The organism is Microcoleus sp. CAWBG640, assembly GCF_020883015.1.
Taxonomy (GTDB): domain Bacteria; phylum Cyanobacteriota; class Cyanobacteriia; order Cyanobacteriales; family Microcoleaceae; genus Microcoleus; species Microcoleus anatoxicus.
The window spans coordinates 87,095-102,566 of record NZ_JAHRFC010000009.1 but is presented as its reverse complement, the minus strand read 5'-3'; the positions used below and the strand labels follow the sequence as shown (position 1 = coordinate 102,566).

General features: G+C 43.0%; 13 protein-coding genes. 9 read left to right on the top strand and 4 right to left on the bottom strand.

Annotated features, from left to right (window positions below; translation table 11 throughout):
• Positions 1 to 44 precede the first annotated feature (44 nt).
• The 5 genes from AAFP11_RS07285 to AAFP11_RS07265 all read left to right on the top strand — a co-directional run bounded on the left by AAFP11_RS07285 (position 45) and on the right by AAFP11_RS07265 (position 5,066).
• A complete protein-coding gene (locus AAFP11_RS07285) occupies positions 45 to 1,118 on the top strand; it encodes a FemAB family protein (protein WP_341736427.1) in 1,074 nt (357 codons plus the stop codon).
• Between the two features lie 114 nt (positions 1,119 to 1,232).
• Positions 1,233 to 1,871 (top strand): sugar transferase, encoded by a 639-nt coding sequence (locus AAFP11_RS07280; protein WP_341736426.1) that lies wholly within the window; start codon positions 1,233 to 1,235, stop codon positions 1,869 to 1,871.
• On the top strand, positions 1,864 to 2,967 hold the full coding sequence (locus AAFP11_RS07275; protein WP_341736425.1) for a DegT/DnrJ/EryC1/StrS aminotransferase family protein: 1,104 nt from the start codon (positions 1,864 to 1,866) through the stop codon (positions 2,965 to 2,967). The genes AAFP11_RS07280 and AAFP11_RS07275 overlap by 8 nt, the downstream gene beginning before the upstream one ends.
• Positions 2,968 to 3,005: 38 nt before the next feature.
• Positions 3,006 to 3,818 (top strand): glycosyltransferase family 2 protein, encoded by an 813-nt coding sequence (locus tag AAFP11_RS07270; RefSeq protein ID WP_341736424.1) that lies wholly within the window; start codon positions 3,006 to 3,008, stop codon positions 3,816 to 3,818.
• A 72-nt stretch (positions 3,819 to 3,890) separates the two neighbouring features.
• Positions 3,891 to 5,066, top strand: a complete 1,176-nt coding sequence (locus AAFP11_RS07265; protein WP_341736423.1) for a DegT/DnrJ/EryC1/StrS family aminotransferase — start codon at positions 3,891 to 3,893, stop codon at positions 5,064 to 5,066.
• 186 nt (positions 5,067 to 5,252) lie between these two features.
• On the opposite strand, the gene AAFP11_RS07260 is transcribed toward AAFP11_RS07265, so the two are convergent.
• The gene (locus AAFP11_RS07260) at positions 5,253 to 6,542 is read right to left on the bottom strand and encodes a HEAT repeat domain-containing protein (protein ID WP_341736422.1); all 1,290 of its coding nucleotides are present in this window, start codon (positions 6,540 to 6,542) and stop codon (positions 5,253 to 5,255) included.
• A 279-nt stretch (positions 6,543 to 6,821) separates the two neighbouring features.
• On the opposite strand from AAFP11_RS07260, the gene AAFP11_RS07255 reads away from it, so the two are divergent.
• Positions 6,822 to 7,688 carry a lipid kinase gene (locus tag AAFP11_RS07255; RefSeq protein WP_341736421.1) on the top strand — a complete coding sequence of 289 codons (867 nt, stop codon included), beginning with the start codon at positions 6,822 to 6,824 and terminating at the stop codon, positions 7,686 to 7,688.
• A 566-nt stretch (positions 7,689 to 8,254) separates the two neighbouring features.
• Here AAFP11_RS07255 and AAFP11_RS07250 read toward each other — a convergent pair.
• The 3 genes from AAFP11_RS07250 to hemW all read right to left on the bottom strand — a co-directional run bounded on the left by AAFP11_RS07250 (position 8,255) and on the right by hemW (position 12,236).
• Positions 8,255 to 9,820, bottom strand: coding sequence for an FAD-dependent oxidoreductase (locus AAFP11_RS07250; RefSeq protein ID WP_341736420.1), 1,566 nt, complete (start codon positions 9,818 to 9,820; stop codon positions 8,255 to 8,257).
• Positions 9,821 to 10,004: 184 nt separating this feature from the next.
• Positions 10,005 to 10,277 (bottom strand): DUF1830 domain-containing protein, encoded by a 273-nt coding sequence (locus tag AAFP11_RS07245; RefSeq protein ID WP_341732804.1) that lies wholly within the window; start codon positions 10,275 to 10,277, stop codon positions 10,005 to 10,007.
• A 633-nt stretch (positions 10,278 to 10,910) separates the two neighbouring features.
• Positions 10,911 to 12,236: a radical SAM family heme chaperone HemW gene (gene hemW, locus AAFP11_RS07240; protein ID WP_341736419.1), complete on the bottom strand. Its 1,326-nt coding sequence runs from the start codon at positions 12,234 to 12,236 to the stop codon at positions 10,911 to 10,913.
• A 373-nt stretch (positions 12,237 to 12,609) separates the two neighbouring features.
• Here hemW and AAFP11_RS07235 point away from each other — a divergent pair, with 373 nt between their 5' ends.
• The 3 genes from AAFP11_RS07235 to AAFP11_RS07225 all read left to right on the top strand — a co-directional run bounded on the left by AAFP11_RS07235 (position 12,610) and on the right by AAFP11_RS07225 (position 15,457).
• Positions 12,610 to 13,692, top strand: coding sequence for a PIN/TRAM domain-containing protein (locus tag AAFP11_RS07235; protein ID WP_341736418.1), 1,083 nt, complete (start codon positions 12,610 to 12,612; stop codon positions 13,690 to 13,692).
• Between the two features lie 172 nt (positions 13,693 to 13,864).
• On the top strand, positions 13,865 to 14,092 hold the full coding sequence (locus AAFP11_RS07230) for a DUF6717 family protein (RefSeq protein ID WP_341736417.1): 228 nt from the start codon (positions 13,865 to 13,867) through the stop codon (positions 14,090 to 14,092).
• 30 nt (positions 14,093 to 14,122) lie between these two features.
• Positions 14,123 to 15,457, top strand: a complete 1,335-nt coding sequence (locus AAFP11_RS07225; RefSeq protein ID WP_341736416.1) for an LCP family protein — start codon at positions 14,123 to 14,125, stop codon at positions 15,455 to 15,457.
• Positions 15,458 to 15,472 lie beyond the last annotated feature (15 nt).

The window sequence follows — 15,472 nt, the reverse complement described above, 5'->3', positions numbered from 1 at the left end:
GAAATGCTCTCTCTCAATCAATCAATTAAAGATTTCCGAAAAACATGAAAATACAAATTATCAATTCAAGCGATCCCTTGTGGCTAAAGACTCTCGAACTAATCCCCCATGATTTTTATCATTTGCCTGAGTACGTAGATTTAGAAGCAACAAGAACCCACGCTAAGGCAGAAGCTATTTTGATTGCCGATGGCGAAAAAATATTTTTCTTGCCTTATTTGTGGCGAGATTGCCATGATTTATTGGCAGATACAGTTGAAATTTTTGATGTCATATCGCCCTATGGTTATCCCGGATTTTTGTTGAATCAATTCGCAACTACGAACCATGATTTTTTAAATTTAGCAATGGATGAATTAACAAAAACCTGGCGGGATAGAAATGTTTGTTCGGCTTTTTTGCGACTGCATCCTATCCTGAACCAGGACATTAATAAAATGACAAATGATGACTTATTTACCGTTAATGGAGAAACAGTTTCTGTAAACTTAGAACTTGAACCAAGTGAAATATGGCATCAAACTAGAGGAGATCATCGGAATAAAATAAATAAACGCAAACGCGAAGGATTTTCGGCTAAAATGGTTCCGATAGAGGAATATATTAATGAGTTTAACGCGGTCTATGAAGAGACAATGGATCGGGTGGGAGCGTCAAAATCATATTATTTTGGACTAGACTATTTTGCAAAAATGAGCGAGGTATTAGGAGACAAATTGCATTTATGTATGGTAGAATTGCATGGGGAAATTACCTGTGGTGGTTTGTTTACTGAATGCTGTGGTATCGTTCAATTTCACCTAAGTGGTACGAAGTCAAGCTTTTTGAAACAAGCACCCACTACTCTAATGTTAGATTATGTTCGATTCTGGGCTAAGGAACGGGGTCATCAAGTTTTGCATCTAGGTGGTGGTGTGGGTGGTACAAAAGATAGTCTCTATCAATTTAAGGCTGGCTTTTCTAAGGAAAGACAAACTTTTTTCACCCTCCGCTTAATTACAGATGAAGAAAAATATCTTCATTTAGTTAAATTACGTGCAAAATATCTGAACATTGAGGTAGAAAAGCTACTGAATACCAATTTTTTCCCGGCCTATCGCTCGAACGGATTAGGATAATTGTATGATGGAAAACAAGAAAAGTTACAGCCAAGTAGAATTTGACAATTGGACAGTTCAAGAACAAAGGAATGATTTACTGTTTCTGTAAAAATACATAATCGGTCAGGGAAAATGAATAATCACCAATCGCCAATCACCAAATTTGCCAAATTAGTTAAGTGGGTATTAGATAGATTAGTTGCTGCGATCGCCCTGTTGGCTTTCTCTCCCGCGATACTAATTGTGGCGATCGCCATTTATATGCGTATGGGCCAACCGATTGTTTTTACCCAACCCCGCCCCGGTAAAGACGGTCGCATTTTTAGCTTCTACAAATTTCGCACCATGACCAGCGATTGTGATGGGGAAGGAAACTTACTCCCCGATGAACAAAGATTAACCGCGATCGGTGAATTTTTGCGTCGCACCAGCTTAGACGAACTTCCTCAACTCTGGAATGTTCTCAAAGGGGATATGAGTTTGGTTGGCCCTCGCCCCTTGTTAGTAAGATATCTAGAACGCTACAGCCCTGAACAAGCACGCCGCCACGAAGTTATGCCCGGTATCACTGGGTGGGCGCAAGTGAACGGTCGCCGACTACTAGATGCAAATTGGTCAGAGAAATTTAGGCTCGACGTTTGGTATGTCGATAATTGGAGTCTGTGGCTGGATTTGAAAATACTTTGGCTAACAGTAGGTCAAGTATTGGGACAAAAAGAAATCAGCCAAGCAAATCATGCTACAAGCGAAGAGTTTAAAGGTAATGAATAAGGAATTAGAATCACTGACAGAAAGATGGGAATTCGGCTCAGAATTCCATTGGTCGGATGATGCTTTAGCACCATCATCATCGGCAAATCTATTTCCAGAAAAATATGAACTATTTGCCACGGGGACAGGCGTTTTATTGTCTATACAACGTTTGTTAAAAGGCGATGGATCTCGATTGAGGCTGCATTTGCCAACCTACTTCTGCATGGAAGTGGCACAGAAAATGAGTAGAGTTTTCGAGCTGTGTTGGTATCGAGATTTGCCTACAGAACCAACACCAGACTTTAACACGCTTCGCCCCTTAGCCGGTGATTTGGTGTTGGCAGTTAATTTGTTTGGGGTGAAAGAAGGGAAAGCTTGGCAAGATTGGCTAACTCAACAGGAAGATATTATCCTAATTGAAGACCACAGCCACGATCCCTTCTCCCTTTGGGCGCAGCAGACTACCGCTCACTACGCGATGGCATCCCTGCGAAAAACACTGCCCATTCCCGACGGAGGGATGGTTTGGTCTGGGGAAAAAATGGAACTCCCTCGACCTTCTCAATCAGAAGAATCACCCGCTGCTTCCCAAAAACTCACCGCTATGCTACTAAAACGAGCATATTTGATGGGTGCGGATATTTCCAAAGATAGCTATCGAATCCTGCAAACCCAAGGTGAGGAACATCTGATTAATGATGGCGATCGCGCCATTTCTACCCTGACAAAAACTATCCTGTTAAGTTTAAAAATTGACGAAATGAGGCAACGGCGAGAAGCCAACATCAGAAAATTTTTAGATTGGGTATTGAACAATAAAAATGACTATTGGCAACCCCTTTGTACTGAGTGGAAACCAGGTGCAGTACCTTTTAACAGCATTATCCTGTGTAAAAATCATCAAATTCGACAAGAACTGCGCCGATTTTTGATAGGCGAAAATATTTTTGCCCCAGTTCATTGGCCACAACCGCCGGACCTAGTATCTGGTAAGGATGCCCTGGCTTTCGATTTATCCAATCGACTCTTGATAATTCCCACAGATCATCGTTATTCCTACAACGATATTGAGCGAGTAGCTGCCCAAATGGGTGTATTTTTACCCACTCATTAGTTATATTTTACGAGAATGAAATACTAGGAGAAATGTTCATGCTTGTCTTTATTATGCCTGTCAAGAGTAAGGAAATTACAAATTCCTGGGAAATCCTCTCGAAATTAGTGGAACGATGCGTTAAGTCTGCTTGTAACCAAACATCACTTAATTTCCGAGTAGTTGTGGTTTGTAACGAGAAACCGAATATTCAGTTTCAACATCCTCATATTTACTATGTTGAAGTAGATTTTCCCGTACCTATTTACAAAGATACCGAACCGGAACGACTGAAGGGTTATGACTATGCTTTGCATAGCAAAGAAATAGTCATGAAAAATGCAGACAAAGCCAGAAAAATTTTAACGGGAATAGAATTTAGTCAACAATTTCAGCCTTCACATATTATGGTGGTAGATTGTGATGATTGTGTTAGTAAAAAACTAGCTGAGTATGTCCATAGACACGAGGATGGTGATGGTTGGGTCTTCAGAAAAGGATACATCTATCGAGAAAACAGTAAAATTCTTTACATGAACACTAAAACTTTTAATCAGACCACAGGCACCTCGGTGATTATTAAGTATGGTTTGCATAAGCTGCTTTTTGAAAATCCTGACTTGTATGCTCATAGCTTTAATGTGTTACCAGGTGCCAATATCCAACCTTTACCCTTTGTAGGAGCTGTTTACACCATTGAAAATGGTGAAAATATTTTAGCCAACAAACAAATAACGTCACAGATTATCAACACAACTTTGATGAAAGATATTGGCTCTCTCATTAAAAAGATTTTTAAGTATAGATTGGTATTTTTGAGTAAGTCAATAACTGATGAATTTGGCTTGTATCCCTGTGGTGGAAGCCATTAGCAACCAGCAGATTAAAAGTGCTGTATACTTAGTCTGCGAAAAATTATTGCTTCCGGGTTGAAATAGCCCAAAGTGGTAATTGGAAACATTACTTACAGTTTATTTTACATAGTGAAAAAACAAATTCTGCTATCAACACCTCACATGGGTTCCCTCGAACAGGAGTTCGTCAAAGAAGCCTTTGACACCAACTGGATCGCCCCCGTCGGTCCCCATGTAGACGCTTTCGAGCAAGAATTCTGCGAAGTAGTTGGCGCTAAACACGCGGCGGCTGTTACTTCGGGTACCGCAGCTTTGCATTTAGCCCTCAAATTAATTGGTGTCGGTGCGGGAGATGAGGTTTTTTGCTCGACTTTGACTTTTATTGCGACTGCTAGCCCGATTACTTATCTTGGTGCAAAACCTGTTTTTATTGATAGCGATCGCACTTCTTGGAATCTAGACCCCAACTTGTTCCGAGAAGCCCTTGACAAACGAGCAAAAATTGGTAAATTACCCAAAGCTGTTGTCATCGTACACCTCTACGGTCAAAGTTGCGACATCGACCCAATTCTAGCAGCTTGCAATGCTTATGAAATTCCGCTCATAGAAGATGCAGCCGAATCTCTAGGGGCTAGCTACAAAGGTCGATCGCCTGGAAGCTTTGGTAAAATCGGCATTTTCTCATTCAATGGTAACAAAATTATCACCACTTCCGGCGGCGGAATGTTAGTTTCAGATGACCAAAAATTAATAGAAAAAGCTCGTTTCTTGGCAACCCAAGCCCGCGATCCCGCTCCTCATTACCAACACTCAGAAATTGGCTACAATTACCGTCTTAGCAATATTTTAGCGGGAATTGGTCGGGGACAATTGCAGGTTTTGGAAGAGCGAGTACAGGCGAGAAGGCACAATTTTGAAGTTTACAAACAAGCTTTAGGAAACTTGCCGGGAATCGAATTTATGCCGGAAGCAGCTTTTGGCAAAGCTACTCGCTGGCTGACTTGTTTGACAATCGATCCAGCCGCTTTTGGTGCAGATAGAGAACAGGTTCGTCTCGCCCTCGCCCAAGAGAAAATAGAAGCGCGTCCGGTTTGGAAACCTTTACATTTACAGCCTGTTTTTGCTGATTGTGAATGTATCGGCGGTGCGGTAGCCCAAGAGTTATTTGAGTATGGGCTTTGTTTACCTTCTGGTTCTAATTTAACTGATAAAGATTTAGAGCGGGTGACAAGTGCGATATCGCAAATTCACAAAGAACATGGATGATCTAGCCGAAGAAAGTTCGGCAAAGGATTCTTTAATATTGTTTACGGTTGTTTGGAAATGATTAAACCGCTCTGGCCGCAAAGTCTCCAGAAGAGAAGAGAGATGAATACAGGACGATACCAAAGTATATCCCCGACTTCTTCAATAAGTCGGGGATATCGGTATTCTGTTTTTTGATTGATGCTGCTACCATTCTTGCAATGCGATCGCAATTCCCTTTCTCAACCCCAGTTCCAAATTATCTTCTTTCAGTAAACTTTCTAATTTCTGCTTCACCTGAGCCTCACCTAGCTGTTTGAGCGCTGATAAACTGTGGAGCCTGATTCTGGTATCTGGGTTAGCCAACAGTTGAATCAAACAATCTAGCGCCCTGAAATCTCCTAATTGACCTAAAGCTAAAGCTAAAGCTTGTTGGACTTCCACCTGCTGGGCTGCGGCATGACTACTTTCGAGAAAATCGATCAGAATCTCAGCAGTTTTGCCTTTTAATTCCGGCGTTGACAGACGCCCCAACACCGTAATAATTTCTTGACAAACAGCATAATTAATGTTAATAAATCCTCCGGTTAGCGCTTGTTGCAAATATTCCCAAGCGGCGATCGTTTCCATCCAGCTTAAAGCCCGAACAGTTTCAATTTGCAATTCCACCGGAGTTGTTACCGATCGCAATAATTCAAATAAAGCCGCCGCCGCTACATCAGTTTTCAGCCGTCCCAGAGCCATCACAGCTTGGTAACAAACTTCCAAACGGATATCCCACAACAAAGGTTTCAGCAAATTAACTAAATCGAATTCTGCATCTAGGTACGAACGAACTCCTAGGGATCGCACGGCTTCTTTTCTGACTGCTGTGGCTGAATCTGTGAGTGCTGCTATCAATACCGGCCCAATCCGCGAGTCGTGAAAGGTGCTAAGCGCCTCGATCGCCGCCAACCGCACTGCAACTTCGGAATCTCCGACTACACTCAACAGCGGTACGATGGTTTCAGTGTGGCGAATTTGAGCCAGTGCTTCTGTTGCAAACTGTCGGGAGTCTGCTTGGGATAACAGAGCTGCTAGGGATGCGACTGCTGTTGGCCCTAAATTCCCCAGGGTTTCCGCTGCGATTTGACTCAATTCTTCGTCGGAATTTTTGACTAATTTTGCTAAAGTTTCAATCACTTCCGGGCGATCGAACTTTCCGAGGATGCGGGTGGCGAACCACTGCTGTTCGGTATCTGCGTCTTCGTTTTCTAGTATATCAATTAAGGGTGCGATCGCCCCAGTTCCCAGATTGGGCAATATTTTCGCAATATCCCATCGATCTTGAAAATCGCCCCATTCTAAGACTTCTATGGCCAAACTTACGGCCTTGTCTAAATTTTGTGTTTCCAGCGCCCGGTGTCCCTTGAGTGGCAGTTGTTGCAAGCATTGGACAAGTTCAGACCAGTTTTGGCGATCGGCAGCGGCTTGCGCTTGTTCTAAAATATTAGACATAATTTTAGTTGAGCTTTTTTAAGGAGGGAGGTAGATGAACGCTAGCTAAGAATACCAAATACTTCTCAACTATCTTTTGCTACAATTACACATTCTTTGACAGTTTGGTCAATCCATCCTCACTGGTAACATACAAACAGAGCATCAATTTTATCCACTTATTAGTTAGCCGTGGGCAGTTGGCCGTGGGCAGTTGATAATGGGCAGTGGGCAGTTGATAGTTGACCTTTATTATTATAACCAATAACCAATAACCAATAACCAATAACAATGAAAAAAATGAAAAAAGCTCTACTGTTAATAAACCAGCACTCCCGAAAAGGGAAAAATCTATTCTCTCAAGCAACTGCCCAATTGCAAGCACTAGGTTTTGAGTTAATTGTAGAGTCTAGCACCGATCCTCACGAACTTTCAGCAATCATAAAATCCTACCAAAATTTGGTGGAATTAGTCATAGTCGGCGGTGGAGACGGCACTCTCAATGCAGCCATCGAAGGTTTAATTGACACTCAGTTGCCCTTGGGTATTTTGCCCATGGGAACTGCCAATGACTTAGCTCGCACTCTCGGAATTCCTACCTCTTTATCAGCAGCTTGTCAAGTAATTGCCAGCGGCAAAGTCCGGCGCATAGACTTAGGTTGGGTGAACGGCCAGCATTTTTTTAATGTAGCGAGTTTGGGATTGAGCGTGCAAATTACCGAACGACTGACGAAAGAAGTCAAGCAGCGTTGGGGTATTTTAGCCTATGCTTTTACTGCGTTGCAAGTAATTTGGAAATCCCGAATCTTTAGAGCGGAAATTCATACAAATAACCAAATTTTTTATGTAAGAACTATTCAAATTGCGATTGGTAACGGTCGCTACTATGGCGGTGGCATGACGATTGCGGAAGATGCAACCATAGACGATCGGCGACTAGATTTGTACAGTTTGGAAACAAATAATTTGTGGGAAATAATCGCTTTACTTCCTGCCATGAGGCAAGGCAATCATGCTATTTGGTCTAATGTTCGCACCTTGGAATCTGAAGAAATTGAGGTGTATACTACCAAACGTCTTGCGATCAATACCGATGGTGAAATCACAACTCATACTCCTGCGAAATTTCGAGTTATTCCTAAAGCTTTAATAGTTATAGCACCGTAATAACTCACAACTTATATATAGCCTTTCTTAGAAAGATGAGGTACTCATGGGCATAGGGCATAGGGCATAGGGCATAGGGCATAGGGCATAGGGCATAGGGCATAGGGCATACCTCACTTTTTTGAGAACCGCTATATAGCCTTTCTTAGAAAGATGAGGTAATTGGTAATTGGTAATTGGTAATGCCCTATACCCATCCCCCCTAGGGGGGGGCAGGGGGCATAGGTGTCAACTTAAGCTCAAACTCAGTCAGAGACTGCTGTTTGACTATTAACGCCAGATCCCCCCTAGCCCCCCTTCCCAAGGGGGGGACAGGAATCTTCTCAAAGTCCCCCTTCTTAAGGGGGATTTAGGGGGATCTAGACTGGGGTGAAAGCGACATTTATCAAGAATTTCAGCCTTAAGTTGACACCAATGGGCAGGGGGGGGTTCCCCATGCCCCATACTTCGACAACGCTGGAGCCCAAGTGCCCCATTACCCATTACCCATTACCCATTACCCACCTAACTGAGAAAGGCTATATATGTGTCTTGTAGAACAGGCATCTTGCCTGTTTTTTTATCAGTTAATAATCGCCCCCAGCGCCGTATTCCCAGGCTTCAATTAATCGGTGAAAATAATATTGCTGCTGCGGTGACAACTGCTTCACCTGCGGTTCTACAGCTTTAGCCAAAGGCTGCAATCCCGTATAAATCCCTAAATTTACATAATGAACCATCCAATCCAACAAATTAGGTATTCCCACCTGCGGGATGATTTTCATCACTAATCCAGGATGACTAATTGCAGTTTTAAACAGCGTTTTTGACAAAGCCGGAAACAGCACGATATCCTGAAGAAATGGTTTGAGTACAGGTTCCCCCAACTCTTCCATTACCTGAAACACACTAGACAAAAGTTGATTAATTTGATTGGGGGCGATTTTCTGATTCATCGCCGCACTCATGGAACGCTGAAACAACCAGGTGACAGATAGATTTGGCTGATAGGGCTGCAAAAGTGCTAGGGAATTTTGACTGAGACTGTCGCTTGTCAAAGCTTCATGAATTCCTAGAGTTAAGCGCTGAAGATGACGCACCATGGCGCCGAAACCACCAAAGCTGAGGGGAGATTGACTGCCGCTGCTATCTCCGACGGGGAGAATTCGATTCCAAGGGGTTTTGAGAGGACTTTGGCGATAGCAAGGGAAAAATCCATAGAGTGCTCTTTGAAATTTAAGCTGGTGAAGTTCGACCTTTTGATATTGGGGAAGCAAGCGCAGATATTCTTCAAATAATGTTTCTAAACTGAATCTTTCTGTGTCGGCATCTAGGTAAGTAAATAGGTAAGTGGTGCGCCCGTCTCGCGCGGGAAATGCTTCCCAAAAATATTGGCACTGATTTTGCATTGGGGTGAAGGATGCAAATAAGTCGCCGGTGTCATTTTTGGGGAATCCTTTAGCGCAACTACCGACTACTAAACAGACGGCATCGGGTTTTTTGCCTTGTCTGGCTTGTCGCACAATGGGTGAAAAATGCCCCATTGCGTCTATTAATAATCTGGTTTTAAATAAATTTGGGGCTGCTTGCGCATCTGTACTGGTAGATTCTATGACAACTCCATTTGGGTGAATGGTTGCTTTTTTAAATGGTGTATTTTCAAATAGTTTACCTCCGGCTTGGAGAAAGCGCTGTTTGAGGGTTTCGAGGAGGTAAACTGGGTCGATTCCAATGTTGAGTACGTCCCGCACCCAAATGTCTGGGGTATCGGGAAAGCTGATGCGGGCTGGATTATATTCGGTAGCAATGGCTTTTTCTATTTCTTCAAGGGATAGTAAATTTAGTTTTAAGAATACGTCTAATTCTTTGCGGGAAATGTTCCATTCTTGATCGCGCCCTCGCAGGATGCCACGTTCGAGTAAGGCAACTCGCCAGCCTTGCAGGGCTAGGGCTGTACCGATTAGTATTCCTAGGGTTGCGCCGCTGATAACTATGTCGAAGTTTATGGTTTCGAGGGGTTGTGGGCTGTACTCGACGGCTTGGGGTGTGGGTGCGGTGTTTTGTTTGAGGTTTTCCCAGAGTCGATCGACCTTTCGCAGGCCTCCAAGGGCGTCTCCCGGTACTTGGGAGAGGATTTTTTCGGTGAGGGACATAGGGTTTTAATATTAAATAGGATTAGTTTTATAGTTTAGCTATTGGTATTTTTAATTTTTTTTAATTAAAAGTGGAACAGGCCTATTGCCTGTTCTTGAATGGAGTAATTGACAGCCATCTTGCCTGGGCCAGACTGATTTCACAGGCTTTTGGGCCTGTGTCACTGGCTTTTGGCAATGATTTTTAATCAAGTGTACTTACTTCTTCAACCTGTAGTCGATCGCACCCAATGCGATCGCACACAATTGCACCACTCTCCGTACTCCGGGAAACTTCCAACTCAGCGTGCTGTGGTGCTTCAAACAACAAACGTTCTCCCGGAAATACCGTGCGCTCAAAATACCAATCAGGAATATTGGTAATCCGAGCAATTTGAATCTTGTTAGTAGTATTGATATACCAACACAGAATCTTTACAGAGGGATCGGAATTTACGGAGTTAATTGTTAAATTCATGTTCTTAAGTTGCTGTTTTTGTCAGGAGGTGATTTAATCAAAAAGTTGACACTTACCAAACTAACACAATTTTTTTTAAATGGCAATAATTATGTTATTTCCCTAGGTATTTCAACGGTTTAATTTGTCTTTAAACTTCTTAATTTACTCTCAATCTTGTGCAAAGACAGGCGTACCTAAAGAACAAGATTCCCATGCACCCATAACAGGTGCGCTCAACAATTGGCACTGACCAAAGGAACCTGTTTGCATTTCATAGTGATGGCAAAAAGTACATTTAGAAATTGAATTGCAATCGCGTTCCGCCGTTACAATGTTGGGCTTGTTTACAATTTTCTGGCGGTCTAGAAGTAGAGTGCTCATCAAATTACTTTTTAAATCATTACTTTCAAGTATGACAGCACAATTTAATACCCTGCGTCTATCTTAAGGCTTACTTATTATTTATTCTGGGTCAGGGAGCTATCTAAACAACTTCCTTTTTTAGATTAAAAGCATAGGGATCGATTTAATCGGCGGATCGACAGTAATGACTAATGCCCTATACTTCGGCTAGCTCCCGTACAATTCCCTAGGTTCTAGGACTTAGGCGCTCTGTCCCTGAGCGCCCGATCGGAGAAGGGTTATATTTTCCTATAACTTGTTAAATAAAGTAGCCAAAATAGTATTGGAAAATAAAAAACCTTCCGGATCGCTTAACCTCAAATTCCCGGACAGCCGTAGCAGTTCGCCCTGATTTAAAGTTGGGTGAAGCGAAGTTATTCCGTCGGGAATCGCCCCATCAGAAGCCACAATTTCCACCCACCCTTGCCGCGAGTACGGTTGCAAAGACTGCCAAATTTTCTCAACGGTTTTTTGACCGAACTTATCAGCTAAATCTGACAAACTCAGCCCTTCTGCTAAACGCAAACCCAGCATTAAGGTTTCTAACAAAACTTCATTTTCTGACAGGGGGAAATTTTGCTTAATTGTCGAGTCAGCATCATCCTGGGAATCGATCGGAGAAATCGATCGCACCCATTCATAATATTCTTGAGTTTTGCGAGGTCTAGTCCATCGCACTCCCTCCACATAACTCGCCGCCCCCATTCCCAAACCGTAATAAGGGCGATTTTCCCAATAAACCCGGTTGTGACGACACTGATAACCGGGCCGAGCATAATTAGAAATCTCGTAATGTTCGTATCCAGAACCGGTGAGAATTTCTCGCGCTAAACGGTACATTTGAGCAGCGGTTTCATCCGCAGGCAAGGGTTGTTCCCCTGCTTGAAAATAGCGGCCGAAAGCTGTGACGGGCTCAATAATTAAGTCGTAACTCGACAGGTGAGTGGGGGAAATTGCTACGGCGGCTCTCAGGGAAGCTTCCCACTCAGAAGCAGTTTGGTGCGGCAGTCCCGATATCAGGTCTAAACTGAAATTGACTATACCTGCTGCTCGAATTATTTCTACTGATGCAAAAATATCAGCGACAGAGTGCGATCGCCCGCAAGCTTGCAACAATTCATCCTGAAAAGCTTGGGAACCCAAACTAACTCGATTAACTCCCGCTGCTACATATCCCCGCAACTGTTCTAAAGTAAAGGTACCTGGGTCTATTTCTATAGAAATTTCCGCCTCAGCAGCAATCCCAAATTGGCTGTCGAGAGTTTCTAAAATAGTAGTTAATTGTCTCACTGACAGCAGCGAAGGTGTACCGCCACCAAAAAAAACTGTGTTCAGGGCTGACCCTTTATTGGGCGTTTTCTGAATTTCTTGACATAGTACCTCTACGTATTGCACGATTGTGCCGGAATTATCGCCATTTTTGCGATCGCCCACTACAAACACCGGAAAATCGCAGTAATAACAGCGGCGACGACAAAAAGGTATGTGCAGGTAAGCCGAACTGGGAATCCCATAATTTGCCCTTTGCGCCCCTTTGTCCCGTTCAAATGTTAAATAATCTGTGGTAAATTTCATTCAATCTCACCTAAAAATTACTATTTCTCATCTTGAATTTTAATTAAATTGTCAATAATAATTATGTATTTTATGACAGTTTGTTAACTCAATGAGAATGGGGCGATCGCCTATTTCAGTTTAAGCACAAACTGTTTTGAGTAGCAGTAATTCCCGAAGCTACCGCCACATCTGCCCCCATCGAGGAATTTGGTAGATGCGATCGCCGGCGACTCATGGCCTACAGGGCGATCGCACATCCCCCAAAAGTGACAACCGCGAAAAATAAGTTTATGAAAATTAATCAGTAAATATAGCGATATCCGTCCGAAAGCCAGAAAAAACTATCGGCACGGGAAAGATATAATGTAAACAAATTCATTAACCTCGAACAATGCTAGACGCAATCATAATTATCTCATTCATAATCGCAGGGGGAGGTATCGGCTTTTACGGAGTCGAACTCCTACCCACTAACTTGCTGGAACAAGTTACAAATATACAAGGTTTAAGTTCTGTACTGGGAGCCTTTGGGGCATTAATCGGATTCGTGCTAGGATTAGTGGCTCAAACTACCTACCGACGGGTAGAAAAGCAATTTCGCGATATGCCGGTGGAAATGCTGCTGACACGGGCGATCGGCTTAATCATCGGACTCCTAGTAGCCAACTTAATGCTAGCCCCCCTGTTCCTGCTACCAATTCCCCGCGAGTTTGGCTTCATCAAACCTCTAGTCGCAGTCTTAGGTAGCGTCATGTTCGGTTTTACAGGAGTCAGCTTAACCGACACCCACGGCCGCGCTTTCCTGCGACTGATCAACCCCAAAAGCTTAGACGCCACAGTGTTAATGGCTGAGGGTACTTTTAAACCTGCCAGTGCCAAAGTTGTCGATACAAGCTGCATTATTGACGGTAGAATTGAAAATCTATTAGAAACCGGCTTTCTAGAAGGTCAAATTATCATCCCCCAATTCGTTCTCCAAGAATTGCAAGTAATAGCTGATTCCGCCAACGACCAAAAACGAGTACGAGGTAGACGCGGCTTAGATATTCTCAACCGCATCAAAGAAACTTATCCAGAACGGATTCAAATTCACTCGGCTGACTACGAAGATATTGCCACAGTCGATGCCAAATTAGTCCGTTTTGCTTTAGATATCGACGGCATTTTGCTCACCAACGATTACAATTTATCGAAAGTAGCTACCGTTCAAAAACTGCCTGTTTTGAATATTAATGATTTGACTCATGCAGTCCGTCCGACTTATTTACCCGGAGACACCATCGATCTCAAAATCCGCAAAGAAGGCAAAGAACCTTCTCAAGGAATTGGCTATTTGGATGACGGCACAATGGTTGTCGTGGAAGCTGGTAGCAGCTACGTTGGTGCTGAAGCCAGAGTTGTTGTTACCAGTGCCCTGCAAACAACCGCAGGGAGAATGATTTTTGCCCGCCCTCAAGAGTCAGTCATTGCTTAACATAAAGTAACATGGCTAGAGCAATTAGGATTAAAAATTGCGATCGTTGTTTCCTACCAGCCCCGATTCTCTACCGTGTTCGGTATGACGAATCGGGGCTGTGGTTTTTTGTATGTCTTAAGTGTTGGGAATCCCTAAGTAATTTGTTCAGGGTGTACCCGAAATAATTAACGTGCTTGTAGCAGACATTCCCAATGCCGAAACAGGTTTTCGATTGTTATTTTCAGCAACACCTTTTCCCGGATATCAAGCAGAAATGTTGTTGTTAAGAGAAGAATACGGCGGCAACTGGTATCGGTGGGAATCGAAAAATATGGAAGGCTGGCTTTGTCCAGCTTTGTTCAAATATTTTACCACAGCACCGCCGAAATTATACTGCAAAGCTGAAAAAATACCATAATTAAAAAACAAGTCAATGAAAAACTTGTCAATGTTTACAAGAAACTTATTTAAACCAGTCGATCGCCTATCTCGAAACAAGCCCAAAAACACCCTGTATCTGTTTGGGGTATTTGCGCTGTCGATCCTAGCAGCAGTCTCCGCAGCGATCGCGGCAATTAGCGCACTCTTAGCCCCCGTGGAACCGCAAATAATGAGTAAATTCCTAGACGCTACAGGGTTCAACGATATCTCATCCTCTGCTTCAGGCGATCGACTCTCACGCCCAATTAATATCTTAATCATGGGTGTTGACGGCGTACCCAAAACTTCGCTAAACTCCCCGAAAAACTTTGACGGGCGCAGCGATACAATACTCCTAGTCCGCATCGATCCTAGAGATAAATCTATTAATTTACTTTCGATTCCGCGAGATACAAAAATCGAAGTCCCCGGAATTAGCTTCAGCAAAATTAACGAAGCCAATGCTAAAGGAGGTTCAGCCTTAGCCTTACGATTAATTAGCACTATGCTGAACAATATTACTATCGATAGATACCTCCGAGTTAACACCGATGCCTTGCGGGAATTAGTCGATTTATTGGGACCAGTTGAAGTATTTGTACCTCACACCATGTCCTATCAAGATAATAGTCAAAAGTTAACCATCAAATTAGCACAGGGCTGGCAAACTCTCAACGGAGAACAAGCAGAGCAATTTGCTCGATTTCGCCATGACGGTTTGGGAGATATCGGCCGCATTGGACGTCAGCAATCTTTGATTCAAGCGATGCGAAATCGTCTCGGAAGTCCAGCGGTATTACCCCAAATACCACAAATTATTCGAGTGATGCAAAAATATGTCCATACTAATTTAAACTTTCAGGAAATATTGACCCTTGCAAATTTTAGTTGGCAATTAGAACCAGATAATTTTAAAATGGTGATGTTGCCAGGGCGTTCTAGTTCAGCCGAAGGAGATTCTAGGAGTTATTGGATTTTAGATAAGACGGGGCGCGATCGCATTATGACACAATATTTCAAGCAAGGCGCATCGGATTTCACCCAAGGGCGATTTCGCAATCCGGGCGATTCTGCTTCACTCAAAAACCTCAAAATTGCCCTCCAAAATGCCAATAGTAAACCTAAAACAGCTAAAAATGTGGCAGCATTTCTCCGAAAAAAAGGCTTTTCTAATGTATCGGTAGCCCCGGATTGGGCAGACAAGCAACTTCAAAGCCAAATTATTGTCCAGCAAGGTGATTTAGAGGGAGCAAATATGCTTCAAAAAGCATTAGGCGATGGTAAAATTGAGGCAGCTTCTACTGGTGAAATCGATTCGGACTTGACAGTTCGCATCGGTGAAGATTGGATAAAAAGATTTTAAATAGACTTGCTATAA